This is a genomic window from Roseibium sp. AWQ4_254 (assembly GCF_056161025.1).
Genome location: NZ_JBSWYH010000012.1, coordinates 125,400 through 151,350 on the forward strand (window position 1 = coordinate 125,400; position 25,951 = coordinate 151,350).

30 protein-coding genes are annotated in these 25,951 nt (G+C 60.0%); 6 read left to right on the plus strand and 24 right to left on the minus strand.

From position 1 onward, the window contains the following. Positions 1-23: 23 nt before the first annotated feature. The 3 genes from ACXAIC_RS11350 to mgtE all read left to right on the plus strand — a co-directional run bounded on the left by ACXAIC_RS11350 (position 24) and on the right by mgtE (position 3,360). Positions 24-845 carry a transglutaminase family protein gene (locus tag ACXAIC_RS11350; RefSeq protein WP_475178165.1) on the plus strand — a complete coding sequence of 274 codons (822 nt, stop codon included), beginning with the start codon at positions 24-26 and terminating at the stop codon, positions 843-845. A gap of 276 nt (positions 846-1,121) precedes the next feature. Next, positions 1,122-1,853 (plus strand): proteasome-type protease, encoded by a 732-nt coding sequence (locus ACXAIC_RS11355; RefSeq protein ID WP_475178171.1) that lies wholly within the window; start codon positions 1,122-1,124, stop codon positions 1,851-1,853. Positions 1,854-1,938: 85 nt separating this feature from the next. Next, positions 1,939-3,360: a magnesium transporter gene (gene mgtE / locus ACXAIC_RS11360; protein WP_475178176.1), complete on the plus strand. Its 1,422-nt coding sequence runs from the start codon at positions 1,939-1,941 to the stop codon at positions 3,358-3,360. Positions 3,361-3,382: 22 nt separating this feature from the next. On the opposite strand, the gene ACXAIC_RS11365 is transcribed toward mgtE, so the two are convergent. Both ACXAIC_RS11365 and ACXAIC_RS11370 read right to left on the minus strand, forming a co-directional pair. Beyond that, positions 3,383-4,156: an ATP12 family chaperone protein gene (locus ACXAIC_RS11365; protein WP_475178179.1), complete on the minus strand. Its 774-nt coding sequence runs from the start codon at positions 4,154-4,156 to the stop codon at positions 3,383-3,385. Continuing rightward, positions 4,156-4,836 (minus strand): HAD-IA family hydrolase, encoded by a 681-nt coding sequence (locus tag ACXAIC_RS11370; protein WP_475178183.1) that lies wholly within the window; start codon positions 4,834-4,836, stop codon positions 4,156-4,158. Before ACXAIC_RS11370 ends, ACXAIC_RS11365 begins: the two co-directional genes overlap by 1 nt. 432 nt (positions 4,837-5,268) lie before the next feature. Here ACXAIC_RS11370 and ACXAIC_RS11375 point away from each other — a divergent pair, with 432 nt between their 5' ends. The 3 genes from ACXAIC_RS11375 (at position 5,269) to ACXAIC_RS11385 (ending at position 7,261) form a co-directional block, all read left to right on the plus strand. Beyond that, positions 5,269-6,519: a DUF2778 domain-containing protein gene (locus ACXAIC_RS11375; RefSeq protein WP_475178186.1), complete on the plus strand. Its 1,251-nt coding sequence runs from the start codon at positions 5,269-5,271 to the stop codon at positions 6,517-6,519. Positions 6,520-6,596: 77 nt separating this feature from the next. Next, positions 6,597-6,767 carry a hypothetical protein gene (locus tag ACXAIC_RS11380; RefSeq protein WP_475178189.1) on the plus strand — a complete coding sequence of 57 codons (171 nt, stop codon included), beginning with the start codon at positions 6,597-6,599 and terminating at the stop codon, positions 6,765-6,767. A 5-nt stretch (positions 6,768-6,772) separates the two neighbouring features. Beyond that, entirely contained in the window at positions 6,773-7,261 is a 489-nt protein-coding gene (locus ACXAIC_RS11385) for a P-loop nucleotide/nucleoside kinase family protein (RefSeq protein WP_475178190.1), read from the plus strand. A 27-nt stretch (positions 7,262-7,288) separates the two neighbouring features. Here ACXAIC_RS11385 and ACXAIC_RS11390 read toward each other — a convergent pair whose 3' ends face one another. The 22 genes from ACXAIC_RS11390 to rplN all read right to left on the minus strand — a co-directional run bounded on the left by ACXAIC_RS11390 (position 7,289) and on the right by rplN (position 25,930). Continuing rightward, a complete protein-coding gene (locus ACXAIC_RS11390; protein WP_475178193.1) occupies positions 7,289-8,308 on the minus strand; it encodes an RluA family pseudouridine synthase in 1,020 nt (339 codons plus the stop codon). 199 nt (positions 8,309-8,507) lie between these two features. Continuing rightward, positions 8,508-8,891 carry a fluoride efflux transporter CrcB gene (crcB, locus tag ACXAIC_RS11395; protein ID WP_475178198.1) on the minus strand — a complete coding sequence of 128 codons (384 nt, stop codon included), beginning with the start codon at positions 8,889-8,891 and terminating at the stop codon, positions 8,508-8,510. Positions 8,892-9,083: 192 nt separating this feature from the next. Further along, positions 9,084-11,477 (minus strand): patatin-like protein, encoded by a 2,394-nt coding sequence (locus ACXAIC_RS11400; protein WP_475178201.1) that lies wholly within the window; start codon positions 11,475-11,477, stop codon positions 9,084-9,086. A 204-nt stretch (positions 11,478-11,681) separates the two neighbouring features. Continuing rightward, complete coding sequence (locus tag ACXAIC_RS11405; protein WP_475178206.1) at positions 11,682-12,986, minus strand: replication-associated recombination protein A; 1,305 nt, start codon at positions 12,984-12,986, stop codon at positions 11,682-11,684. Between the two features lie 9 nt (positions 12,987-12,995). Continuing rightward, positions 12,996-14,441, minus strand: a complete 1,446-nt coding sequence (locus ACXAIC_RS11410; protein ID WP_475178315.1) for a DegQ family serine endoprotease — start codon at positions 14,439-14,441, stop codon at positions 12,996-12,998. Positions 14,442-14,592: 151 nt separating this feature from the next. Further along, entirely contained in the window at positions 14,593-16,698 is a 2,106-nt protein-coding gene (locus tag ACXAIC_RS11415; protein ID WP_475178210.1) for a methyl-accepting chemotaxis protein, read from the minus strand. Positions 16,699-16,960: 262 nt separating this feature from the next. After that, a complete protein-coding gene (gene rplQ, locus ACXAIC_RS11420) occupies positions 16,961-17,386 on the minus strand; it encodes a 50S ribosomal protein L17 (protein ID WP_475178213.1) in 426 nt (141 codons plus the stop codon). Positions 17,387-17,571: 185 nt separating this feature from the next. Next, positions 17,572-18,594: a DNA-directed RNA polymerase subunit alpha gene (locus ACXAIC_RS11425; protein WP_475178218.1), complete on the minus strand. Its 1,023-nt coding sequence runs from the start codon at positions 18,592-18,594 to the stop codon at positions 17,572-17,574. A gap of 91 nt (positions 18,595-18,685) precedes the next feature. Beyond that, the gene (gene rpsK / locus ACXAIC_RS11430; RefSeq protein ID WP_006936427.1) at positions 18,686-19,075 is read right to left on the minus strand and encodes a 30S ribosomal protein S11; all 390 of its coding nucleotides are present in this window, start codon (positions 19,073-19,075) and stop codon (positions 18,686-18,688) included. A 71-nt stretch (positions 19,076-19,146) separates the two neighbouring features. Beyond that, positions 19,147-19,515 carry a 30S ribosomal protein S13 gene (gene rpsM / locus ACXAIC_RS11435; RefSeq protein ID WP_031268319.1) on the minus strand — a complete coding sequence of 123 codons (369 nt, stop codon included), beginning with the start codon at positions 19,513-19,515 and terminating at the stop codon, positions 19,147-19,149. Positions 19,516-19,694: 179 nt separating this feature from the next. Further along, on the minus strand, positions 19,695-20,291 hold the full coding sequence (locus ACXAIC_RS11440; protein WP_475178223.1) for an adenylate kinase: 597 nt from the start codon (positions 20,289-20,291) through the stop codon (positions 19,695-19,697). After that, complete coding sequence (gene secY, locus ACXAIC_RS11445; protein ID WP_475178226.1) at positions 20,288-21,619, minus strand: preprotein translocase subunit SecY; 1,332 nt, start codon at positions 21,617-21,619, stop codon at positions 20,288-20,290. Before secY ends, ACXAIC_RS11440 begins: the two co-directional genes overlap by 4 nt. 50 nt (positions 21,620-21,669) lie before the next feature. Further along, positions 21,670-22,137, minus strand: a complete 468-nt coding sequence (gene rplO, locus ACXAIC_RS11450) for a 50S ribosomal protein L15 (protein ID WP_475178231.1) — start codon at positions 22,135-22,137, stop codon at positions 21,670-21,672. Positions 22,138-22,159: 22 nt separating this feature from the next. After that, positions 22,160-22,357: a 50S ribosomal protein L30 gene (gene rpmD, locus ACXAIC_RS11455; RefSeq protein WP_475178235.1), complete on the minus strand. Its 198-nt coding sequence runs from the start codon at positions 22,355-22,357 to the stop codon at positions 22,160-22,162. Positions 22,358-22,398: 41 nt separating this feature from the next. Continuing rightward, positions 22,399-22,965, minus strand: coding sequence for a 30S ribosomal protein S5 (gene rpsE / locus ACXAIC_RS11460; protein WP_475178240.1), 567 nt, complete (start codon positions 22,963-22,965; stop codon positions 22,399-22,401). 41 nt (positions 22,966-23,006) lie between these two features. Beyond that, the gene (gene rplR, locus ACXAIC_RS11465) at positions 23,007-23,369 is read right to left on the minus strand and encodes a 50S ribosomal protein L18 (protein ID WP_475178243.1); all 363 of its coding nucleotides are present in this window, start codon (positions 23,367-23,369) and stop codon (positions 23,007-23,009) included. A gap of 13 nt (positions 23,370-23,382) precedes the next feature. After that, positions 23,383-23,916, minus strand: coding sequence for a 50S ribosomal protein L6 (gene rplF, locus ACXAIC_RS11470; protein WP_475178247.1), 534 nt, complete (start codon positions 23,914-23,916; stop codon positions 23,383-23,385). 40 nt (positions 23,917-23,956) lie between these two features. Then, a complete protein-coding gene (gene rpsH / locus ACXAIC_RS11475) occupies positions 23,957-24,355 on the minus strand; it encodes a 30S ribosomal protein S8 (RefSeq protein WP_207140512.1) in 399 nt (132 codons plus the stop codon). A 12-nt stretch (positions 24,356-24,367) separates the two neighbouring features. Further along, positions 24,368-24,673 carry a 30S ribosomal protein S14 gene (gene rpsN, locus ACXAIC_RS11480; protein ID WP_094071091.1) on the minus strand — a complete coding sequence of 102 codons (306 nt, stop codon included), beginning with the start codon at positions 24,671-24,673 and terminating at the stop codon, positions 24,368-24,370. A gap of 21 nt (positions 24,674-24,694) precedes the next feature. Further along, complete coding sequence (rplE, locus tag ACXAIC_RS11485; protein ID WP_094071092.1) at positions 24,695-25,252, minus strand: 50S ribosomal protein L5; 558 nt, start codon at positions 25,250-25,252, stop codon at positions 24,695-24,697. Then, positions 25,245-25,562 (minus strand): 50S ribosomal protein L24, encoded by a 318-nt coding sequence (rplX, locus tag ACXAIC_RS11490; protein WP_475178259.1) that lies wholly within the window; start codon positions 25,560-25,562, stop codon positions 25,245-25,247. The genes rplE and rplX overlap by 8 nt, the downstream gene beginning before the upstream one ends. Further along, the gene (rplN, locus tag ACXAIC_RS11495; RefSeq protein WP_008191626.1) at positions 25,562-25,930 is read right to left on the minus strand and encodes a 50S ribosomal protein L14; all 369 of its coding nucleotides are present in this window, start codon (positions 25,928-25,930) and stop codon (positions 25,562-25,564) included. Before rplN ends, rplX begins: the two co-directional genes overlap by 1 nt. Between the last annotated feature and the right edge of the window lie 21 nt (positions 25,931-25,951).

Here is a 25,951-nt window from a genome sequence, read left to right on the forward strand (position 1 = left end):
CCCTTTCCGCTGTCCGGTGCCCTATGAAACTGACTATCCGACATACGACCCGCTACCGCTACGATGTGCCGCTGGCCAATTCCATGCAACAATTGCGGCTGACGCCGGAAGACGGCGCCACCCAGAAGGTGCTGGACTGGGCCATTGAGGCCCCGGGCATTGCCCGTGCCACCACATATAAGGACGCGTTCAGCAATCAGGTGCACATGGTCTCGCGCAGCGAGCCGGTGGAAGATGTCGAAATCACCGCCAGCGGCACCGTGGAGACAAAAGACACCAATGGGGTTCTGGGCCATGAGCCCAACGCGGTGATCCCGCCGCGCATCTTTACCCGGGTCACCCCCCTTACCCAGTCCAACCAGGCCATCCGCCGTCTGGCCTCCCATGCGGAAGGCCATGACCGGATTGCAGGGTTTCATGCGCTCATGCAGGCCGTGCGGGACAAGGTGGACTACAAGACCGGCGTGACAGAGACCCACGCTCCGGCGGCCACGGCTTTGGCGGCAGGCGAAGGCGTGTGCCAGGACCACGCCCATATCTTCATTGCCGCCGCCCGCTCCCTCGGCGTTCCCGCGCGCTATGTCTCCGGCTATCTGCTGCTGGAGGACGAGCAGGTCTCCGAAGCCCATCACGCTTGGGCGGAAGTGATGATTGAGGGGCTCGGCTGGACCGGCTTCGACGTTTCCAACGCCATGTGTCCGACAGACCGCTACGTGCGGCTTACGACCGGGCTGGATTCCCGCTCCGCCGCGCCCATCCGGGGCATCCGCTTTGGCGGGCTGGAGGAGAACCTCCAGGTGGAAGTGGATGTCGTCCAGGCCGCGTTGCAGCAGCAACAGCAGTAAAGCGGCTGTTCCGGGCGCCGGGGTCTCCCGGCACGGGCGCGAGAGCCAGCCGGAGACGTGCGGGCCACATCTCTGCCCGCAACCGGGGAGGCCTGCCCGCTCTGCAATCGCAGGCCGGTCCCTCCCGCCCACCTTGTCAACAGCCGCGCGCGAGACGCTCATTGCCTGTGGGACACAGCGGATTCCGGCCTTGCAATTTGGCTTGCGCAGCATAACAACTGAACACGTGACAGGCCGGTGGCTGGACCACAGGGCAAAGGGGTTTGGGGCACGGAAATGACCTATTGTGTTGGCTTGAAACTGGATCGCGGACTTGTGTTTGCCTCCGACACGCGCACGAATGCAGGTGTCGACAACATCTCAACCTTCAAGAAAATGCACACCTGGGAGGAGCCAGGGGAGCGTGTGATCACACTTCTGTCGGCCGGAAACCTGGCCGTCACCCAGGCAGTCATCTCACTTCTGAGCGAACATATCACGGCGGCGGACAATGACCGCGCCACTCTTTTGACCGCCAAAACCATGTTTCAGGTGGCCCGGCTGGTGGGCAGCGCCGTGCGCGAGGTCAAGGAAATCGATGGCGAAGCGCTGGCGACCAATGCGGAAAACTTCTTTGTCACCTTCATTCTGGGCGGGCAGATCGCCGGGGAAGAGCCACGCATGTTTCAGATATACGCGGCCGGAAACTTCATTGAGGTCTCCGAGGACACGCCGTTCCTGCAGATCGGAGAGCACAAATACGGCAAGCCGATTCTCGACCGGGTGACCCGCTCCGGCATGCGCCTTGGCGAAGCCGCCAAACTGGTGCTCCTGTCCTTCGATTCCACGCTGCGCTCGAACCTGTCCGTCGGCATGCCCATCGACATGCTGCTTTACAACAAGGACACGTTCTCAACGGACCGTCAGGTGCGGATTGAACAGGACGACCCCTATTTCCAGAAGCTCTCCAAGGGCTGGTCCGACAAATTGCGCACGGCCTTTGGCGAAATTGATGAATTTGATGTTTGAGCGCGCGCTGCCACCCCGAAAGCTCTTGTAAGAAAGCCGTCACAATGCGGCAGTAGAAGCGGATGAATTGATCCGGAGTAAAGTCATGACCACCAGCGTTGCGCGCGAAGCGGCCGAAATTGCCTGGACGCGGGAGACCTCACATGATCTGCTGGACGCCAACGAACAGCCACTGAAAGCCGTGCGCGACATGATCAAGGCGGGTCAGCGCGCCCAGCTTGAGGAGCTGCTCAAACGCTGGGACCCGATCGACGTGATGCAGCTGCTCACGCGCCTGCGGCTGAAACATGCCCGCAAGCTGTTCCAGTGGCTGCCCGCCAATCCCTCCATCAAGGTGGTGGCCGAGCTGCGGCCCGAATTCCGCTCGATCCTGATGGAAGATTCCACGCTGGATCAGTTCCGGGACATTCTGGCCGGGCTGGACCCGGAAGATGCCACCGAGATCCTGAATGAATTTCCAGACGATGTCGCCGACGAGCTGATCGCGCGCCTGCCCGATGTGGAAGAAATCGCAACCCGCGGCGCTTATGCAGACGATACGGCCGGGCGGGTAATGGCCCGCAAGTTCGTAGCCCTGCGCGAAGACTGCCTGGCCGGGGACGCCGTGGCCCTGATGCAGGCGGAAGCCAGCCGGATCCGGCGGATCTTCACCGTTTATGTCACTGATGCTGACGGCAAGCTAACCGGCACGGTCGAGGTTGGGAAGCTATTGCTCGCCCAGAACGGCGTGCCGCTGTCCAGCATCATGAACCGGGATGTGATTGCCGTTTCTGCGGATACGGATCAGGAAGAGGTCCTGCGTCTTGCCCGCAAACGAGACATGCGCACGGTGCCGGTTGTAAGTGGCGAGGGGCATCTGATCGGCCGGGTCACGCCGAAGCAGCTGACACGCATTGCGGCAGATGAAGCCAATGAGGATATGCTGCTGATGAGTGGCGTGTCCGGCGAAGCGCGCTCCGATGACACCGTGTTGCGGATCGTGCGCGGCCGCCTGCCCTGGCTTCTGGCCGGTCTTGTTGGCTCCAGCATCGCGGCAACCGTTGTCGGCTCCTACGAGGACCAGCTGGCCGAAGCGGCCATTCTGGCCGCCTTCATTCCCGTCACCATGTCGATGGCTGGAAATGCAGGTCTTCAGGCCTCCGCTGTGGCGGTTCAGGGCATCGCGACCGGGGCCCTGTGGTCCGGCGATATAGTCTACCGCCTGATCAAGGAACTTATGGCTGCGTTCTTCAATGGGGCAATTGCCGGGCTGGTTCTGGCGGCGCTGGTGCTGGCTGCGTCTTTTGTTGTGCCTCTCGAAGCCCCGCTGCGCCTTGCGCTTGCCACATCGCTGTCGCTTCTGTGCGTCACAACACTGGCCGCCATGGTGGGGGCAACGGTGCCGATCCTTCTGGACAAGATCGGCATTGACCCGGCCATGGCCATCGGGGTCTTCATCACATCGTCAAATGACGTGCTCGGGGTGCTGATCTTCTTCCTGATGGCGACCACATTTTACATGGGCTGACCCGCAGCACGCGCAAACCCGCTCAGGCCGTCTTGAGAACCAGAACCGCCGCCTCAAATTCGGTGCGTTTATAGGCGCGGATCTGGGCTGCTTGCGCATCTTCGCCCCAGCGCTCGATGTTGAAATCCTCTTCCACATGCGCGGCCCGCCAGACCGCATCTGCCTCCAGATGCGCCTCCCGGATGGCAAGTGCCAGCAGGGCCGACCCGGTCAGGCTGGTCACCGTGTGAAGAGCGGCCAGCCGCAACGGCGTTTCACTGGCGATGCGCTCCCGAAAGGCAGCCAGGAGCGGCTGTGGCTGTTCGGCGTGAATAAGCCCTTCAATCAGCACAAATCGGCCGCCGAGCAGGTCTCCCGCCCACTCAACCACCGGGTCCCACAATCTGCGCTGGGTCTCCACAAGACTGTCCGGATCGTCCGCCCGGTAGCACAGCGCATCATTGCCGGCAAAGCGCACGATATCGTCAGCCACTTCGCCGAAACGCTCTGCAACGGCATCAATTGCGGTGTTGGCCAGCCGGGTCAGGGGCATGGTGGCCGGATTGATCTCCTTGTCTTGAGCAGACCACTCGGCTGCGGCAGCTCCGGCAATCGCTTCATTGGGCAGCAGCAGCAAGGCCTTGCCCGGCGTTTTCACAGGGCGCCCGTCCAGGTGAATGGCGTAGCCCCCTTCCACTTCTGAAGGCGCAGCCTCCTTGTAAAATCGCTTGGGCAACTCACGCCGGGACAGATCCCGGGCACGCTGCTCCGGATCCTTCGCCGCATCCTCATGCAAGGTTTCAAGAAAATCCCGCATCAGACTGTTTCCCTGTCAAAATCCAAAATCACCGCGAGCGTTTCATCCAACTGGTCAAAGCCGTCGATCAACCTGTCCGCCCCGTCCGCAACCAGACGGATGCTGTCATGATAGCCCCAGGTGACACCAATTGCATGCACACCTGCCTGTTTGGCCATGGCCATGTCAAATCCGGTATCGCCGATCATCACCGTTCTGAATACCTCGGCCCCGGTTTCGGCAAGGGCACGCTCGATCATGTCCGGATGGGGTTTGGAGGGGGATGTATCGGCCGTCTGAATGGTCACGAACCGGCCGGTCAGCCCGTGGGTCTCCTCCATGTGGCGGACCCCGCGCTGTGCCTTGCCGGTGGCAATGCCCAACAGGATGTCGTCGCGGGCATGCAGCCTGAGGATCGCCTCACGCGCACCGGGATAAAGCGGATCAATCTCCAGTCCCTGCTGACGGCGCTGGATCTTGGACTGCCGGTAGGCCTCCGCCATCGCCGGCACCTTGTCCAAATGGCTGTTCCCCAACAGATCCGCGAAGGCCTCTTCCAGAGAACGGCCGACAATGGACAGCGCCGTCTTGCGGTCTGGCATGGGCAAGCCTGCTGCTTCAAACCCGACCTGAAGACCGTGATAGATCGTCTCCTGACTGTCGACCAGTGTGCCGTCGACATCAAACATGACCAGATACATAGGGGACCTCGTTGCCGGAGAGCGCAAAACCCGCATGTGCCGGGTTTTGAAGGCCGGGTCAAGGGGCCGGAAGCTGGGCGCTTAGCCCACCGGAAACCCGCGTCAAGAGCCCACCCGGCAAAAATGACCCAGGGTCTTTTGCCGAGCCATGCGTTCTTTGGATATCTGCCATTGCGCACAAGCGCCTGAAATTTGCCGCTTTATGATGGTTTTCGAAGCATACGGCCTGCCGCAAGCTTTGGTTAACCATGTTCGTAAACCGGACGGTTACCATAGATCAAGATACTGCGCTGCATGGGTGGGCACCGTCGATTGGGCCTGATTGTCGCCAAATCGCACACATATTGGATCGCACTTTCAAAGAGCTGCGGGCAACGGGATGATTGTGTCTAAATGAAGCGGAATGAACAGCAGACGAGCAGGGAAAACCGCGTGGGCCTTTTGAACAAGAACCAGCTTTTCCTTGTGTTTTTTGCCGCAGCCGCGGCTGTAATTGCCGGTGCCGCGGCCCTCAGCGCCCTTTTCAATCCGGCCCTTGCCCCCTCCCGCTCTGCACAGGGGCTCTCCAGCCCCCCATCTCTGGCGCTCTCCCATACGTCCGGGTCTGCGGATATGGGGCTCGCTCCTGACGCTGACGCCTCCCCCAAGGGTCTGGCACAGCCCCGGGAAAGAGAGGTCTTCGAAACGGAAATGCCCGGCGCCCCGGCAGCCCCAAGGCCCGGCCGGGACAAGGCTGCCCTTGCGCCGGGGGAAGACATGATCAAATCTGCCAAGTTGAAACTGGCCAAGAAACTCGCACAGCAGAAACTGGCCAGCACGCTTTTGGCAGCCCGCAACCGGCTTGAGGCCACCTCTTTGGCAACCGCTGCAGCGCCAGCCCTTGCACACACTCCGGCACCGCTGCCTTCAGGCGGCGCACCAGCGCAGGATGTGGGAGAGGACGCGGCGGAAATCGTGACGGCCTCCATCCCGCTGGCAAATGACCCTCTGGCCAACCCTTCCGCCTCTGCTGAGACACGATCCGCTGAACTTGCCCCCGAAAAGCCCGGCGCAATTCTGGCCCCAGCCCCCGGCGTGAAACCGCAACCGCCCGTCCGGACGCAGTCCAGAACCGCTGGGCGCAGCAAAGATGCGCCCAAAGCCTCCGCGCCGGTTCTGGCCTATGCAACGCCGGGCCTGCCCGACAGCGAAGACAGCGGTCCCTTCAGCGGCATCGGCAAACTCTTCAGCGGCCGCAAAGACGGCCTTCCGGGGCGCGGCAGCGGAATTGCCGTTTATGACATCAGCGCGGCCACCGTGCACATGCCGGACGGCACCAAACTGGAAGCCCATTCCGGGATCGGCCACCGCATGGACAATCCGGACTACACCCATGTGCGCAATCTGGGCCCAACCCCGCCGAATATCTACGATCTGAGGATGCGGGAAAGACGCTTCCACGGGGTCGAAGCCATTCGTATGCTGCCGCACGATCAGGCCGCAATGAAAGGCCGGGACGGCATGCTCGCCCACACACCCCTCCTGCGCCGGACCAATGGTTCCCACGGCTGCGTCGCCTTCAAGGATTACAATAAATTCCTGAAGGCCTTCAAAGCCGGCAAGGTGAAGAAAATGATCGTTGTGCCGTCGATTGAAAAACTGCCGACCTATATGGCCAAACTGGAGCGCCGCATCGGCGCCTGAGCAAGGCTTGCGGCAACCGGGAACATTGGCTATGCCGCAGGACAGTTCCTTCTCTGCCCTGTGACCGGAGCCTGGCCTTGATCAAGATCGTCACGCTTTTTCTGTTCCTGGTGGCCGCCATCCAGGTGATCAAACCGCTCGGCTGGCCCGGTCTCAAAAAACGCTCCGACGCCTGGAAGCTGGTGGCAGGTGTCGCCGGTCTCACCGTGGCCTCGGTGATCCTGAGCGCCTTGTTTCAGGGCTTTTAGGGCAAATGCCAGCAGACAGCACTCTTTACCTGATTTGCGGCAAGGTCGCTGCCGGCAAATCCACCCTTGCCAAATCGCTGGCAGAGCGCCCAAACACCCTGCTGCTGCAGGAAGATGCCTTGCTGTCCGGGCTCTTTTCGGACCGGCTCATCACTCTGTCCGACTATGTGGAGTGTTCTGAAAGGCTGAGGAAAACCATGGGCCCGCACATTGTCAGCCTCTTGAAAACAGGCCTGTCGGTCGTTCTCGATTTTCAGGCAAACACCTCCACATCCCGGCTGTGGATGCGTAGCCTGTTTGAGGCAGCAGACAGCAAACATGAACTGCATGTGCTCGATGTTCCAGACGCAGTCTGCAAGAGCCGGCTCAGCCAGCGCAATGCGGCCAGGGCCCACGAATTCACTGTGAGCGAAGACCAGTTTGACCGGATCAGCCGCCACTTTGAGCCCCCTATGGACGCCGAGGGCTTCCAGATACACTGGCACACCACCTGAGTGGCAGCTGCTGTTCCCGCCTTCCGGTTACCGCTTGATCAGGCTTTCATCCGGGTCATCGGCCTCCGGATCATAGTCATTGGCATCAAAGCCGAGCAGGTTCCAGGTCTGGCGCATATGGGGTGGCAAAGGCGCAGACACATCAATGGACCCGTGGCCGGAGGGATGCGGGATCACGATCCGGCGCGCCAGAAGATGCAGCCGGTTCTGGATGCCGCCAGGCAACTCCCAGTTCTCGATGTTGAAATACTTGTCGTCCCCAATGATCGGATGTCCGATATGGGCCGCGTGGGCGCGCAGCTGATGGGTCCGGCCGGTAACCGGCTTCATGGTGACCCAGGACAGTTTCTGGGCCGACTGTTCGAACACTGAATAGAGCGAGACCGCGTGCTGGGCCTCATCGTCCCCCTGACGGACAACCTGCATCCGTTCCTCGCCTTCACTGCGGGCGAGGAAGGTGGAAATCCGGCCCTGGCGGGGCTTGGGCACCCCGGCAAGCATGGCCCAGTAGATCTTGCGGGTGTTGCGGTGGCGAAAGGCCTTGGTCAGCTCCTGTGCCGCCTGGCGGGTACGTGCCACCAGAATGATGCCGGAGGTTTCCCGATCCAGCCGGTGCACCAGACGCGGCTTGTTGCCCTTAAGGTCCGCAAAGGCTTCCAGCATGCCGTCCAGATGCCGCTTGAGGCCGGAGCCCCCTTGCACCGCCAGCCCAGCCGGTTTGTTCAGCACCATCACCTGATTGTCTTCAAACAGGATCATGTCCTCAATGGCCTTGCGGTCATCGGCAATGAGCTTGGTGGATTTGGGCCGGGCATTCTTCTTGTCATCGGCCGGCAACTCGACGCCCAAGGGCGGGATCCGGATCATCTGCCCCTTGGCAATGCGGGTGTTGGCTTCCGCCCGTTTGCCATCGACACGCACCTGACCCGTGCGCAGCAGTTTTTGCAGCCGGCCAAAGCCAAGCCCCGGATAATGGGTCTTGAACCAACGGTCGAGGCGCATGCCCGCCTCATCGGCGGTCACATGTTTTTGTTCAATCGCGGACATTTGTTCTCAAATCCGGCAGCCGGTCCCCTGGGGCCGGGCATGATTTTAAGATCAACCGGAGCACAGACAGGCCTGACCGGGCACCGAAACGTTGATCGCATTCAAAAGCGGCGCATATCTCGTTGCGCTCATCACACGAACGCACGGCAAAAGCGTTCCGGAGCGTATAGGCGCAATTCAGCCGGATGGGAAGGGAAACTTAAGAGACAACCTGCCGGGCGATCATCAGCCCCGCAAAGACGGCGCTGACCGAGAAGAATACGGAGACAAGCACATAGATCATCGCCAGATGGGTGTCCCCCCGCTCCCACAGGACTGATGTGTCCAGGGAAAAGGCGGAGAAGGTCGTAAACCCGCCCAGAACCCCCGTTGCCAGAAAGTAACGTACCGCCTGGACATGCTGGACCCCGGATTTGGCCAGCCAGCCGATCAGCAGACCCATAGCAAGCGAGCCGAGCACATTGACCGTCAGCGTTCCAACCGGAAACCCCGGCCCGAAAAGGCGGAGTGTCAACAGCGCCACAAGATGCCGCGCCCCGGCCCCGATCCCGCCGCCGAGCATTACAAGAAGGAAATGTTTCAAAACGTCACCATGAATTTTAAGACGCCTGAACGGGAATGGAGAGACGCGATGCGCAGCCGCTCTTCATGGGCACCTTGTGGAAATCCTCAGCAAAGCTAGCTGGAATTGCCCCCAAGAACAACGCCCTCTGCGTATTTCCCGCAATCGGCCAAGCCATTTGAAGATCTTTTGGCCGCGGCAGAGCGTCAAAGCTTAAGCTTCTTCTTCCACATGGGCAAAGTCGGGATAGATAGAGCGGATCAGCGTGTCAACCCGGTGCAGCTCGTCAGGAATGGTCATCAGCTTCTCCCGCTCCTCTTCCAGGATCGCCAGAAAAAGGCGCGCGCGGGCCTGATTGACCTGCTGCTGGGGCAAGGCGCCCTCGCCGGTGGCAGACAGAACGATACTGACCAGCCGGTCGGCCGCATTCAAACGCCCCCATAGATAGTCATGTTCCCGCCAGCTCCGGTTGAAGAAGGCGCCGAAAGTGTTGAGAGCCTTGCCCTTCAGATCAAAACCATCCGTATAAAGGCTCTCGGCGTCCCGGGGGCTGATCCGGTCCACCAGGATCTCCGTCACTTCCGAAAAATCGTTTCTCTGCAGCACCGGAAACGTGATCAGATCATAAAACCCAAAGCCGATATAAGACCTGAGCAGAGACTGGTGCCGGTCCTTGTCCAGAAGCTCCCGGGCAGTTTCGGCAAACAGCTCATCATGCAGCCGGTCCAGGTCCGTCAGCCCCATGCGCCTGCCAAGGCTTAGAAGCAAAGACTGAATATCCGTGTCAGCGGCAAATTTCCCGGCTGAGGCCACCGCCAGAAACGCCTCGGAAAGGTCACCGCTGCGCCCCCCGAAAAACCGCTCGGTCCAGCGCCAGCTAAGATGGTCGATCTGCTCATAGAGCAGACCCTTCAGGTGATCGAGGGCATTGGCATCCGGCGGCGGGCGGCCGCTTGCCTTGTCATGCTGGTAAAACCCGTTGAGCCGGCGGATGGCAAAGCGCAGACGGCGGATGCGGTAGTCAACATCCAGTCCGCGCAGCAGCCCCACAATCTGCGGATCGCTGCGTCCCAGCCCGTCCTTGCTGGCCGCCGCCAGCCGGTTGAAATAGCCTGACACAAGCGGCAGCGCCATATCTTCAGACACCGTGTGCTGCGTGCCAAGGCTGACCCGCGCGGCCAGCCCGGCCAGCCGTTCCGCCAGCGCGTGCAGTTTCAGCGACTGATAGTTCAAGAAGGCAAACCCGGCTTGTTCAAACGCTGCATTGGTGGCCTGTTTGCGGCAGCGCGCCAAGCCGTCCGCCGTCACCGCCCGGCGCTTGGGCAAGAGAGGCGAAACCGCCTTTTCAACGACGGGGCCGGTCGCATCGATCAGTTGCGCAAGCCAGCGGCTGCGCCGGTTGTTCTGCTCCAGCTCCTTCAGATCGTCCCCGATCGGCTCATTGCGCGGGATATGGGCCAGCGAAGCCAGGATCACCCGGAAAAAACCCGGCACTTCAAGACCGCTCCCCCGGGGGGCACTCAGGTCGACCGGCGCCGGGTCCACATAGATCAGCCGGCGGGCGACTTCGCGTGCGGCCGGGCGTTTTTCAATCACATCAAGCACCGGCGCAAAGGGCTTGTTCATGACCACGCTGCCATCGACAAAACAGTGCTGGGCGATGGTGTCTCCGGAAAGGCCCATGCCCCGGGCCAAAAACGCTTCCCGGCAGGGCCAGCCGAGCCCCTTCTTCGCAAGCACCCGCTCCATCTCCGCCACTGTCGCAGGCGGGAACGCCCCGGGAAAAGATGAGGTTGCGCGGGCGGCGAACACCAGTTCGGGCACATTTTGCATGTCGAACTGACTGTCGACAAAGCCAGGGGTGCGGTGCACCGCATGGAAATTCAAAATGCGCCGGTGGTCCCATTCCTCAACATAGGCCGGATCGTCCAGGAGGATCTTGCGCTTGACCCCGTTATAGTCGGTGATGGTCACGAACAGATCAAGGGTCTGCCCCCGGGGGATCAGCGTGCGTGCCCCCTCGCCCGCCTTGTCCATTTTCTGGCAGGCATCCAGCATCCAGCCGATGAACCGTTCTCCGGAAAAGGGCGGCGAAAACCATCTTGCCTGCATGAACTGGCGCAGTTTCTCCCGGGTTTCCACGCTTTTGATCTGCTTTTTCAGCCGGGTGGAAATGAGCTGATCAAGCACCGGCGAAACGGAGAGTTTCAAATAGCGGGACAGGCCCGATTGCGGCCGCGACAGGCGGGTGACATCGGCATTTTCCAGCCACATCTCGCTATGGCTGACCAGCGGAAGGTCATGGGCGAGCGCCCTGGCCAGCATAATCCCGTTAACCCCGCCTGCAGACGCACCGGCAATCGCATCGACAACCACCCGGATGTCGGCGGTCTCCGACAGGATATCAAGCAGATCCTGATAGGCGGTTTGAACCGGCTCAAGAGGCTGGGCCTCGCCGCCAGGCGCCCCGTTGCCGCTCTTGCGGTCCAGGCGGAAACTGGACGCCCGCACCAGGTTCAGGATCTCCCGGCTCACCCCATGCATATAGATGGCGAGAGAAACGCCACCATAAAGCACGAGCGCAAGTCTGAGTTCGATTTCCTTCATGAACTGCCCACCGGACCAAGGCTTTATCCTGCGTGAAAAGGGTTGCTATATTCCTTATTCCAAGCTCACCGAATAGGACCTATTGGATAGCTGCCATCGGCATCACAGGGAACGGCCTTACGCTGCGGAGCGGTCAAATAGGGTTCAAAAAGGTTCACGCCCGCTTGAGCAGGCCGGACGCCCCCCCCCCAACCAGCAGTCAGGCTAGCCGCGTTCCTTGCGCAGCCGGCTCCAATAGTCCAGCCGTTTGCGCAGCTCCCGTTCAAAGCCGCGTTCCGGAGGATCATAATAGGTCTGACGTCCCAGATCCTCAGGGAAATAATCCTGGCCGGAAAACCCGTCCGGCGCATCATGATCATATTGATACCCCGCGCCATAGCCTTCCTGCTTCATCAGCTTGGTGGGCGCGTTCAAAATATGTTTGGGCGGTAGCAGGGAGCCACTGGATTTGGCATCCCTGAGCGCTGCCTTGTAGGCGACGTAAGCGCCATTGGATTTGGGCGCTGTTGCCAGATAGATCACGGTCTGGGCCAGGGCGAGCTCCCCTTCCGGCGAGCCAAGCATCTGATAGGCATCGCGCGATGCGTTGGCCTGAACCAGCGCATTGGGATCCGCAAGCCCGATATCCTCCACCGCCATGCGTATGAGACGCCGGGCCAGATACATAGGGTCTTCGCCACCGTCCAGCATGCGGCAGAACCAGTATAGGGCCGCATCCGGATCGGACCCGCGCACGGATTTGTGCAACGCGGAGATCAGATTGTAGTGGCCGTCGGCGCTCTTGTCGTAGATTGGCGCCCGGCGCTGCACAATCTCCTGCAGCCGCTCCGCGTCAAATGTCTCGTCTTCACCCGCCGCCCGCCAGACATCTTCGGCCAGGGTCAAAGCCGAACGCCCGTCCCCGTCGGCCATGCGGATCAGAACCTTGCGCGCCTCTGCGTCCAGGGGAAGAGCCTTGTCCTCCTCCGCCTCGGCCCGCAGCAGAAGCTGCTCGATCGCCTCCAGGCTCAGGGACTGGAAGGTCATCACATGGGCCCGCGACAGGAGAGCGGCATTCAACTCAAAGGACGGATTTTCGGTCGTCGCCCCTACAAGCGTGATCGTGCCATCTTCCATCACCGGCAGAAAACTGTCCTGCTGAGCCCGGTTGAAGCGGTGGATTTCATCGACAAACAACAAGGTAGCCCGCCCGCTCATGCGCCGGGCCTTTGCCGCTTCAAACACTTTCTTGAGGTCCGCGACGCCAGAGAAGATCGCCGAAATTTGCTCGAATGCCAGATCGGTCTCATTGGCCAGCAACCGGGCAATGGTTGTCTTGCCCGTGCCCGGCGGTCCCCAGAAGACAAGCGACCCAAGGGTGCGTGTCTTGAGCATGCGCGAGAGCGTTCCCTCCGGTCCCAGCAGGTGGTCCTGGCCAACCACATCGGCAAGCTGCGATGGCCGCATCCGGTCCGCGAGCGGGCGCGGACCGGTCTGCGCAAGGCCAGACGCTTCGAACAGATCGCTCACGGCCCCTTCCTAGCGCAGTTCGAGCTTGGAAATCTTGCCGTTGCGCTCGATTTCCAACCGCCACACACGCGGCGGGGTCTTGGTAATGGTCTCCAGCATGCGGGTGCTTTCCACCGGCTGGTCATTCACCGCACGGATGATATCGCCGGGTCGAAGCCCCACCTGGTTGGCGGCCCCGCCCCGCTGGACCGAGGCAATCACCACTCCGTCAAACACCCCTTCCAGGCCGAGTTCCTCCGAAACGGCCGGGGACAGGTTCATCACGGTTGTGCCCTCAAAGGGCGAGAACTCGCGCAACTCGCGGGTGTCCCGGGGCACGGTTTCCGGAGCCGGTTTCAAGGGGACGGACAAAGTGAGCTCCTTACCGTCGCGCAGCACCTGAAAGGACGCGGCTTCCCCGATCATGCGTGTGGCGAAGCGGTAGCCGAAGGAATTGGGATCGGTGACCTCCTTGCCCTCAATCGCAATCACAAGATCGCTGACCTTGAGACCCGCTTCAGCTGCCGGCGAGCCGTCATAGACCGCCGTCACCAGAACCCCACGCGGCCTTTCCAGGGAAAGCGCCTCGGCAATGTCGGAATTGACGAGCTGCACTGTCGCACCGAGCCAGGGCCGCTGCACCTTGCCGCCGTGATCGGCCGCCTGGGCGACGAACCGGGCCATATGGGCCGGAATGGCGAAGCCGATTCCGTTGGAACCGCCGGAGCGCGAAAAGATCGCCGTATTGATACCGACCAGTTTGCCGGTCATATCCACCAGGGCCCCGCCTGAATTGCCCGGATTGATGGCCGCATCCGTCTGAATGAAGAACTGAAAGTCGGTCACCCCGACCTGCGTCCGTGCCAGGGCGGAAACAATTCCTTGCGTCACGGTCTGGCCCACTCCGAACGGGTTACCTATCGCCAAAACCACATCGCCTACCTCAAGACTGTCTGAATCGGCGAAGCTGACATGATCGAAGGGGCCCTCACCCCGGATTTTGAGCACCGCCAGATCCGTCCGCTCGTCCATCAGCACGATATCCGCGTCAAACTCCCGCCGGTCGCTGAGCGCCACCCGCACCTCGTCGGCGCCCTTGATGACGTGATGGTTGGTGATCACCGTGCCGTCGGCGGAAATGATCACCCCGGAGCCGAGCGAGGATTCAACCCTCTCCTGCGGGCGGCCACCTCCACCCTGCTGGCCGAAAAAGCGGCGGAAGAACGGATCTTCGAGAAACGGCGACACCCGCTGGCGCCGGACCACCTTGCGGCTCGCATATACATTGACCACTGCCGGGGCGACTTTTTTCACAACAGGGGCAAAAGACAGTTTGATCTGTTCCGACGATTGCGGAACCAGCCGCAGATCTGCCGGGCTCGGTTCAACTGTTTGCGCCGCAGCCAGACAGGCCCAAAGGGCCGCACAGGCCGTGATCAGTGCAAAACTGGAAAAGCGAAGCGTGTCAAAACGCATCAGACGCATTGCCGGTATCCTTTTGTCGATTCTTCTATGCCCCGGCGATACATGGCAGATTGGGTGGAACAGAGGCAAATACAAAAACAGCCGGGGCCCGGAAAGATCCGGACCCCGGCGGTCACTTTGCTGTCACTTCAGGCGCGCTGCGTCAGGCAGAGCGGACCTGTTCAAGGAAGCTGCGCACTTCCTGGTCCAGCTGTTCCGCATCCCCGGCCATGTCAGCGGCTTCTTCGGAGAAGTTCTGGGCAGCCATGTTGGTGTCGTTTGACAGGGACGACACGTTGCGGATGTCCTCAGTGACCTTGGACGTTCCCTGGGCGGCCCGCTGTGTGTTTTCGGCAATCCCCTGAGTCGCATAGCTTTGCTCGGTGACTGCAGCCGACACTTCGCTGACCGAGGTGGTGATCTCGTTGATGGTCTTTTGAATGTCGCCAATGGCCCCCACCGCGTCATCAGTCGCATTGCGGATCGCATCGATCTGCTGCTGGATCTCGCCGGTGGCCTTGCCGGTCTGGGAGGCAAGATCCTTGACCTCGGACGCAACCACCGCAAAGCCCCGGCCCGCTTCGCCGGCACGGGCAGCCTCGATGGTGGCGTTGAGGGCAAGAAGATTGGTCTGGTCGGCAATGTCGCTGATCAGGGTAACAACCTCACCGATCCGGTTGGCCGCTTCGGCAAGCGACTTAACGGTGGAGTTGGTCGTCTCCGCCCGCTTGGTGGCTTCAGCGGCCACATTGGAGGAACGTTCGATCAGAGCCGAGATTTCCTGGATTGACCCAGAGAGCTGGTCAGAAGCAGCCGCAATCGATTCCACTTCCTTTAGCGCGCCTTCAGACATGGACGCAGCGCTGGCAGAGGTCTCCCCGGCCGTATCGGTGATCTCCCGCATCTTGTCTGCAGAGGAGCGCAGAGAGGCTGCCGAACGGGCCACCTTGTTCACCACCGTGCCGACCGTGGCTTCAAATTCACCAGCCAGATTGGCCAGCATTTCCTGGCGCTGTTCCGCCTGGCTGCGGGCCTCTTCGGCTTCTTCCGCGGCCCGGCGCTCGTTTTCATCCGCCGCATTCTGGCGGATCTGCAGCACAGCCCGGCCGATATCACCGATTTCATCGCCGCGGCTAGCGGCCTTGATCTCAGCCCCCAGTTCACCGGACGCAATCGCGTTGAGCGCTCCCACGAGCGTCGACAGAGGCCGCGTGACCGATTGCGAGAAGAGAAGCGCGATCACGGCGGCAATCGCGATGGTCACCAGCGACCAGATGAACATCTGATTGCGCATGTTGGTGACAGCCGCCAGGGTTTCCTCGACACTCTTTTCAGCAACCACGGCCCAGGTCTGCCCCCGGAACTGAAGCGGACGGGCCACCATGAGATCGGATACACCGTCCTCGCCTTTGACGATACCGGCCTCTTCTGTGCCCTTGAGCGCCTCCAGTACCGGCGCAGCGGACGCAGTTTCGACCAGGGAGGTCGGACCGGAGGCCAGCGGCTTGTCGCTGAGCACCTTGCCCCCCTCGCCAACCACATAGACCTGGCCGGTCTGCCCTAGATCCTTGCGGCTGGAGACCACCTTGTCGAGGAACCCGGAATCAAGCCGGACTGCAACGACGCCGTTCAGCTCTTTCTGACCGAAGGAATTGAGGAAAACCGGCGCACCGAGGAACAGGGAGGCTTCGCCGCCAGCCGGAGCATATTTGGCAAAGGAGGTCACCGAAAGCTGACCTTCGTCCAGACCGATGGAATTCTTGAACACCTGATCCAGGCCGGTTCCGTTGGCCGGGTTGTTGTTGTCGCCGAGCCTTTTCAGAAACTCACCGCCCTTGGTCACCGTGTAGAGCACCAGGCCGGACTTGTCGATCAGGTAGATATCCGCGTAGCCGCTGTTCTTCCAGACGTTGTAGATCGCCGGGTGCGCTTCGGAATGGCGCCAAGCATACATGGTCTTCTGATCACTGCCCGCAAGCGCGGCCCGCTCAGCCCGGTCAGACGGGGCCTGGAAATAGGTCAGAATATCGTTTTGTTCCCGATCCAGATTGAGCGACGCTTGGCCGAGCCTGTTCAGCGGATCAGCCACGTTGGAGGCAAGGGTGCCAATTTCGCCTTCTGCGGCTTTCAGCTTGCTATCCAGAAGCGCGGACCGGGCGGTGATCACCATCCCAAGTTCCGCTTCCGCCATTTTGCGCAACCCGTCCTTACCGTTGAGATAGCCAATGACCCCGACCGCCGCGCAGGCAGCAAACGTAATGAAAATCATCAACGCGGGAATCACAAAGGAAAGCCGGAATGAGGATAACTTCTTTCCAGAAGAAGACGACCGTTTGGACACTAGATTCTCCCAACCCTATCGAAAGCCGATTGCAATGCTGGAAGGGAACCTAGGTAAAATTTCTTAATCCAATGATAATCGTAAGTTTCAATTTTATGAATTAAAACCAGTCGCTTAGGTTCAAGATAGAGGCACAAAAAAAGCGGGCCAGGGGCCCGCTTCTGATATTTTTTGCCAATGGCAAATTAAATTACGCTGCGGTTTCCGCCACTTCTTCAGCTTCAGCGCGTGCGCGGTCTTCAGCACCGCGTGCTTCCGGATCCCGGTCAACCAGCTCGATCACAGCCATGGCAGCGTTGTCACCATGACGAAAACCGGCTTTGAGAACCCGTGAATACCCGCCGTTGCGGTCCTTGTAACGCGCGCCGAGCGTTTCGAACAGCTTGGCAACCATGGCCGTGTCGCGAATCTGCGAAATGGCCTGGCGGCGTGCATGGAGATCACCGCGCTTGCCCAGAGTGATGAGCTTGTCGATGATCGGCTTCATTTCCTTGGCCTTCGGCAGCGTCGTCACGATCTGTTCATGCTTGATCAGCGATGCTGCCATATTCGCGAACATAGCCTTGCGGTGGCTAGAGGTCCGGTTGAGCTTGCGGCCGGATTTCCCGTGGCGCATGGCCCTCTCCTTTGTCTGTCAGGCAGTCTGCTCTTGTCCTGTGAGCACTTGCCCGGTTGATCCTGAAGAGCAATTCATTTCCAGGTCTGAACGCCTGAAACTAGAAAATTGCCCTGTTCCTTCGTCGGCGAGCACCCTGTTTGCGCCGTCAAGACGGTTGGATGCTCTTGGGACGCGTACGTCCCTTAGTATTGATGGTCTTCGTAGCGCTTGGCCAGATCGTCGATGTTCTCAGGCGGCCAGTTGGCCACTTCCATGCCGAGATGGAGACCCATCTGGGCGAGCACTTCCTTGATCTCGTTGAGCGACTTGCGGCCGAAATTCGGCGTCCGCAGCATTTCCGCTTCGGTCTTCTGGATGAGATCGCCAATATACACGATATTGTCGTTCTTCAGGCAGTTTGCAGACCGGACAGACAGTTCCAGCTCGTCGACTTTCTTCAAGAGCGCCGGGTTGAACGCCAGTTCCGGGACGGTGTCCTCGGCGACTTCGCGCTGCGGCTCTTCAAAGTTGACGAAGATGGACAGCTGATCCTGCAGAATGCGTGCGGCAAAAGCCACCGCATCATCCGGCTTGACGGAGCCGTCGGTTTCAACGGTCAGGGTCAGCTTGTCGTAATCAAGAACCTGGCCTTCACGGGTGTTTTCCACCTTGTAGGAGACCTTCTTGACCGGGGAATACAGGCTGTCGACCGGGATCAGGCCGATCGGTGCATCTTCCGGACGGTTCCGGTCGGAAGAATGGTAGCCCTTGCCCGTGTTGACGGTGAATTCCATGCGGATTTCAGCGCCTTCATCAAGCGTGCAGAGCACCAGGTCCGGGTTGAGCACTTCCACATCGCCAACCGTCTGAATATCACCGGCCGTCACAACGCCCGGGCCCTGTTTGCGCACAACCATGCGCTTGGGGCCTTCGCCATCCATACGGATGGCAATTTCCTTGATGTTCAGAACAATGTCGGTAACGTCTTCGCGCACGCCCGGGATCGACGAGAACTCGTGCAGAACGCCATCGATCTGCACAGCCGTCACCGCCGCCCCTTGCAGGGAAGACAGCAGAATGCGGCGCAGAGCGTTGCCGAGTGTCAGACCGTAGCCACGCTCAAGAGGCTCGGCAACAACGGTTGCCAGAAAGCGCGGGTCCTGACCCGGCTTGATCTCGAGTTTGGTCGGCTTGATCAGTTCTTGCCAGTTTTTCTGAATGGTCACGTTTTCGTCCCTTCGGCTATCCCGCCCGGTTCTTCAAGGTCCGGGCCATTCTTTGCCATTTGGAGAAACAGGTACCTAAAGCCGGAAAGCCTTAGACGCGGCGGCGCTTGCGCGGACGGCAGCCATTGTGCGGAATCGGCGTCACGTCACGGATGGACGTGATCAGGAAACCGGCAGCCTGCAACGCACGCAATGCGGATTCACGGCCGGAACCCGGGCCACGGACTTCAACTTCCAGAGTGCGCATGCCGTGTTCAGCGGCCTTCTTGGCAGCGTCTTCGGCAGCAACCTGTGCAGCATAGGGCGTGGACTTACGGGAGCCCTTGAAGCCAAGCGCACCAGCGGACGACCAGGAGATTGCATTGCCCTGAGCGTCGGTAATCGTGATCATCGTGTTGTTGAACGTGGAGTTCACATGCGCAACGCCAGAAGAGATGTTCTTGCGTTCGCGGCGACGCACGCGCGTCGTGTCTTTAGCCATTCTGTTATCCTTGTTTTGATCTCGTCACTGCCGTAATTCCGGCAGCTCCACCACCAATCGCGGTGCGATGGTTATTTCTTCTTACCAGCGATCGGTTTCGCCGGACCCTTGCGGGTACGGGCGTTCGTGTGCGTCCGCTGACCACGGACCGGCAGGCCGCGGCGGTGACGCAGGCCGCGGTAGCAGCCAAGGTCCATCAGACGCTTGATGTTCATTGCCGTCTCACGGCGAAGGTCCCCTTCCACGAGGTAATCGCGGTCGATGGTTTCGCGGATGGACAGCACTTCTGCGTCGGAAAGCTCGTTGACACGGCGGGCTGCATCGATGTTGTTCTTCTCGATGATTTCCTGCGCGAATTTCGCGCCGATGCCGTGAATATACTGAAGCGCGATCACAACGCGCTTGTTCGTCGGGATGTTAACGCCAGCAATACGTGCCACGTTTGTCTCCATGTGTTGAGCGCCAGCCAGGTGGAAGAGCGCTATTGCGAATGCCCGCGTCCGGTGGAGGCCGGCCCTTGCGGGTACGAATATGCCGGGAAGCACCCGGCACAGAGAATGCCGGTCCCATTTGCATGGAACCGGCTAAACTTTTTGACAGAGCGGGTCCTTTACCGCTCTTAAACCTTCTCGTCAAGTCCCTGAAGAACGCTTTCTATGGACGCTGACACATCGTCAATAGACTGCATGCCGTCAACGACCGAAAGCAGACCGGTTTTCTCGTAATACGGCACAACAACAGCCGTATCCCGGTTGTAAGCCTCAAGGCGTTGCTTGAAGACCTCAGGGTCGTCATCCTTGCGCACAGCCTCACCGGCCGCCTTGGCGTCTTCCGCCCGCTTGATGATCCGGTCCACCAGTTTGGTCTGGTCGACCCGAAGCTCCAGAACGCCATTCAACTTCAGGCCGCTATCCTTGAGCATCTCGTCCAGCGCCTCGGCCTGGGCGATCGTGCGCGGGAAGCCGTCGAGAATGAACCCGTTCCTGGCATCTGCTTCCGAGATCCGGTCCCGGATGATGCCGACGACAATTTCGTCCGACACCAGACCACCCGAATCCATCACTTCCTTGGCTTTCACCCCGACCGGGGTCTGCGCGGCAACGGCCGCACGCAGCATGTCACCGGTTGAGAGCTGGGGAATGCCGTATTTCGCAACGAGGCGTGTGGCCTGCGTTCCCTTCCCTGCGCCCGGCGGTCCTACCAGTATCAGCCTCATCGGCGTTTCCCCCTCAATTTAGCTTTTTTCACCAGCCCCTCATACTGATGCGCAAGCAGATGGCCCTGGATCTGGGATACCGTGTCCATGGTCACACTGACAACGATCAGCAAAGAGGTTCCTCCGAAATAGAACGGAACGCCAGTCGCCGAAATGAGGAATTCGGGTAATAGACAAACGATGGTGATATAGATCGCGCCCACAACCGTGATACGCGTGAGGACCTTGTCTATATATTCAGCCGTCCGTTCGCCCGGACGGATACCCGGGATAAAACCACCATGTTTCTTAAGGTTATCGGCCGTGTCACTCGGGTTGAACACGATCGCCGTATAGAAGAAACAGAAGAAGATGATCATGGCCGCATAAAAGACCATGAACAGGGGCTGCCCGTGACCAAGCGCCGCAGTGATATAGGTCAGCCATTCATTGCCCGTGCCTTGCCCGAAGCCGGCAAGCGTGGCCGGAACCAGCAGAAGCGAGGACGCAAAGATCGGCGGGATCACACCGGCAGTGTTGAGCTTCAGAGGCAGGAACGAGGTGTTGCCCTCAAACATGCGGTTGCCCATCTGCCGCTTCGGATACTGAATCAGCAGCCGGCGCTGCGCCCGCTCCATGAACACGATGAACGCAATGACGACCACGGCCAGAACGATCACGGTCAGAATGATCCAGGTAGCCAGAGAGCCCTGACGGCCCAGCTCAAGGGTCTGAACGACCGCGGCCGGAAGCCCGGCGACGATCCCGGCAAAAATGATCAGCGAAATACCGTTGCCGATGCCGCGCGAGGTGATTTGCTCCCCGAGCCACATCAGGAACATGGTGCCGCCCACAAGGGTGATCACGGTGGAGGCACGGAAGAACCAGCCCGGGTCGGTCACAACATTGGCGGCCGACTCCAGTCCGACGGCGATGCCATAGGCCTGGAACATGGCCAACACCACGGTTCCGTAACGGGTATACTGGTTGATGACCTTGCGGCCCTGCTCGCCTTCCTTCTTCAGCTGCTCCAAAGACGGCACAACGGTCGTCATGAGCTGCATGATGATGGATGCGGAGATATACGGCATGATCCCGAGCGCGAAAATGGCCATCCGGCCAACCGCTCCGCCCGCGAACATGTTGAACATGCCCAGAATCCCGGATTGGGCCTGGTCGAAGGCCTGCGCAAAGGCCACCGGATTGATACCGGGCATCGGAATGTAAGTGCCCAGTCGATAAACCAAAAGCGCCCCCAGCGTGAACCAGATGCGCTTTTTGAGTTCTTCAGCCTTGGCGAAAGCTGAGAAATTGAGATTTGACGCCAGTTGCTCGGCGGCCGATGCCATGCCCTACTCCGGTCAGAATACTTGCTGACAAATGGGAAAAGCCCAGGCTGTTAAGCCTGAGCTCCCAGAACGGCAACCTTGCCGCCCGCTTTTTCGATTGCTGCCACAGCGCCCTTGGAGGCACCGGCAACTTCAAAGGTCACTGCCGCGGTGAGTTCACCGTTGGCAACGATGCGCACACCGTCACGGACCCTTTTGACAACGCCGGCTGCCTTGAGCGCTTCGACGGTAACTGCCTCCGACGCATTCAGCTTGCCTGCATCAATTGCTTTTTGAACACGGCCAACGGACACGGTGTTGTAGTCCTTGGCAAAGATGTTCGTGAAGCCGCGCTTCGGCAAACGGCGGTGAAGCGGCATCTGGCCGCCTTCAAAGCCTTTGATAGCAACGCCGGACCGGGATTTCTGCCCCTTGACACCACGGCCACCGGTCTTGCCCTTGCCGGACCCGATGCCGCGGCCAACACGGGTGCGGTCCTTGACGGCACCTTCGTTGTCCTGAAGTTCGTTGAGCTTCATGTTGTTTCTCCTCACCCCGTCCTTATGCGTTGTCTTCGACGACGCGAACGAGATGCTGAACCTTATTGATCATGCCGCGCACTTCAGGAGTATCCTTCAGTGTCGCGCGGCGGTGCATCTTGTTCAGGCCGAGACCGATGAGCGTCGCGCGCTGGTCCTTCGGACGGCGCAGCGGGCTGCCGATCTGTTCGACCGTAACAGTCTTTTCGGTGTTCGCCATGGAACCTACCCTCTCTCAGCTGGGGGCCGGAGCCGCCAAGGTCAAGCCTCAGCGGCAGCCGGAGCCGCCTCTTCGTTGTTATCACGACGCCGAGACTGCAGCACAGAGACCTTCAAGCCACGGCGGGCAGCGACGGAGCGCGGGCTGTCTTCCTTCTTCAAGGCGGCGAAGGTGGCACGAACCATGTTGTACGGGTTCGACGTCCCGAGGGACTTTGCCACAACATCCTGAACGCCAAGCGTTTCGAAGACGGCACGCATCGGGCCACCTGCGATGATCCCGGTACCGGCCGGGGCTGCTCGCAGCAGAACCTTGCCTGCGCCGTGACGGCCTTCCACATCGTGGTGGAGGGTCCGGCCTTCGCGCAGCGGCACACGGATCATGGTGCGCTTTGCAGCTTCTGTTGCTTTCCGGATGGCTTCCGGCACTTCACGTGCCTTGCCATGACCGAAGCCGACACGGCCCTTCTGGTCACCAACCACAACAAGTGCTGCGAAGCCGAACCGGCGGCCACCCTTGACCACTTTTGCCACGCGGTTGATGTGAACGAGCTTGTCGACGAATTCGCTGTCTCGCTCTTCGCGATCGCGATTTTCCTGTCTCGCCATTTTATACGTCTTCCGTTCTTAAGAGCGCCAACGGGCGCTGGTCAGAATTCAAGTCCACCTTCGCGGGCTGCATCGGCCAGCGCTTTGACGCGCCCGTGATACATGTACCCGCCCCGGTCGAACACGACCTGCTTGACGCCAGCGGCAACTGCCCGCTCTGCGACAAGCTTGCCAACGGCAGCAGCTGCTGCAACGTCGGCGCCCGTTTTCAGGCTGCCCTTGAGATCTTTTTCGATCGTTGAAGCAGAGGCAATTGTGTACCCCTTCGCATCGTCAATGATCTGGGCGTAGATCTGCTTCGACGAGCGGAAGATGGAAAGGCGCGGACGTCCGCCAGCGGCTTTCCTGATCGAACGGCGCACGCGATCGCGGCGGCGTTCGAAAGCTTGTTTGCTATTCGCCATGATCTATGGTCCGTTACTTCTTCTTGCCTTCTTTGCGGACGATGAATTCGTCTGCATAACGAACGCCTTTGCCCTTATAGGGCTCCGGCGGGCGGAATTCGCGGATTTCAGCAGCAACCTGGCCGACACGCTGTTTGTCAGTGCCGGAGATGCTGATTTCCGTGGGTTTCGGGCATTTGATATCGATGCCGTCCGGGATCGGATAGACAACGTCATGCGAGAAACCAAGCGCCAGCTGAAGGTTCTGGCCCTGGACCTGGGCACGATACCCGACACCGGTGATTGCCAGGTCCTTTTTAAACCCGTCGGTCACCCCTGTGATCAGGTTAGAAACCATCGTACGGCTCATACCCCACATGGAGCGGGCCGGCTTGGAATTGTTGCGCGGATCGATTTTGATCCCGTCATCCGTCATTTCGGCCAGAACAAGATCATTGAGCACGAAAGACTTTTCGCCTTTCGGGCCCTTGATCGTAACCGTCTGACCGTCGATCGATGCCGTTACCCCGCTTGGCACGGGGACTGGCTTTTTGCCAATTCGAGACATATGACCAACCTTGTCGTTGTTTAAAAGCGAGGATGCCGCATCAGAAGACGCGGCAAAGAACCTCACCACCTACATTTTCTTCCCGCGCTTGATGGTCGCTCATGACACCGCGCGGAGTCGAAATGATCGACACGCCCAGGCCATTAGAGACATGCGGGATGTTTTTCACCGACGAGTACACGCGGCGGCCCGGCTTGGATACCCGCTCAATCGTGCGGATGACCGGTTCCCCGTCGAAATACTTCAGTTCGATTTCCAACTCGGACTTGCCGCCCTCGTAGTCAACCGTGGTGTAGCCACGGATGTACCCCTCTTTTGCAAGCACATCAAGTACATGTGCACGCAATTTGGAATTTGGTGAGCTGACCTTGTTCTTGCGACGCATCTGCGCGTTGCGAATGCGGGTCAGCATATCCCCCAACGGATCAGAAATTGCCATCGGAGTTTCTCCTTACCAGCTCGACTTGACCAGGCCCGGGATCTTGCCCAGGGAACCCAGTTCACGAAGCGCAATACGCGACATCTTCAGCTTGCGGTAAAAACCGCGCGGACGGCCGGACACTTCGCAACGGTTGCGAACGCGGTTCGGCGCGGAGTTCCGCGGCAGTTTCGCCAGCTTAAGGCGGGCATTGTAACGCTCTTCCAAAGACAGGCTCTCATCTTTAGCCATTGCCTTCAGCGCGGCGCGCTTCTCAGCGTATTTCTTGACAAGCTTCTCGCGGCGCTTGTTTTTTTCGACTGCGCTTTTCTTCGCCATCGTCGTTCCCTTCCTTGCCCGTTACTTCGTGAACGGGAAGTTGAACGCGCGCAGAAGCTCGCGCGCCTCGTCATCGGTCGGCGCCGTGGTGCAAACGATCACGTCCATGCCCCAGATCTGGTCGACCTTGTCGTACTCGATTTCCGGGAACACGATGTGCTCCTTGATGCCCATGGCGTAGTTGCCGCGACCGTCGAAGCTCTTCGGATTCAGGCCCCGGAAGTCACGCACGCGCGGCAGCGCGATGGTGATCAGACGGTCCATGAATTCGAACATCTGCTGGCGGCGCAGGGTCACCTTGGCACCCAGCGGCATGCCTTCGCGGACTTTGAAGGTCGCGATGGATTTTTTCGCCTTGGTGATCACCGGCTTCTGACCGGCAATCGCCGCCAGGTCTTCAGCCGCGGTGCGGGCTTTCTTGGAATCGCCAACAGCCTCACCGACACCGATGTTCAGAACGATCTTTTCCAGCTGCGGAACCTGCATGACGTTCTTGTACTGGAATTTTTCGAGAAGCTGCTTGCGCACGACTTCATCGTAATGCGTCTTAAGACGCGGCACGTAAGTGGTCTCAGCCATCGATCAGGTCTCCCGAACGCTTGGCGACACGAACCTTGGTGCCATCGTCCTGCAGCTTGAACCCGACGCGGCTCGGCTTGCCGTCTTTCGGATCGGCGAGCGAGATGTTGGACAGGTGGATCGGCGCCTCTTTGGACACGATGCCAGCTTCCTGCGTCTGGGTCTGTTTCTGGTGGCGGCGGACCATGTTGATCCCGCGGACCAGAGCCTTGTTGTCGGACGGCATCACCTTGATGACTTCGCCGGACTTGCCCTTGTCACGACCGGTCAGCACAATCACCGTATCGCCTTTTTTAATTTTCGCAGCCATCAGAGCACCTCCGGCGCGAGCGAAATGATCTTCATATGGTTCTTTGCGCGGAGTTCACGCGGCACCGGACCGAAAATACGGGTGCCGACCGGCTCCTTGTTGTTGTTGACCAGCACGGCCGCATTGCGGTCGAACCGGATCACGCTGCCATCGGGACGGCGGATATCCTTTGCCGTGCGCACGACGACAGCCTTCATCACGTCGCCCTTTTTGACGCGGCCCCGCGGAATAGCCTCTTTGACGGACACAACGATGATGTCTCCGACCTGGGCGTATTTGCGCTTGGAGCCGCCGAGCACTTTGATGCACATGACACGACGGGCGCCGGAATTATCCGCGACGTCGAGGTTTGTTTGCATCTGAATCATGACTGGCTGCCTTGTTCTTCT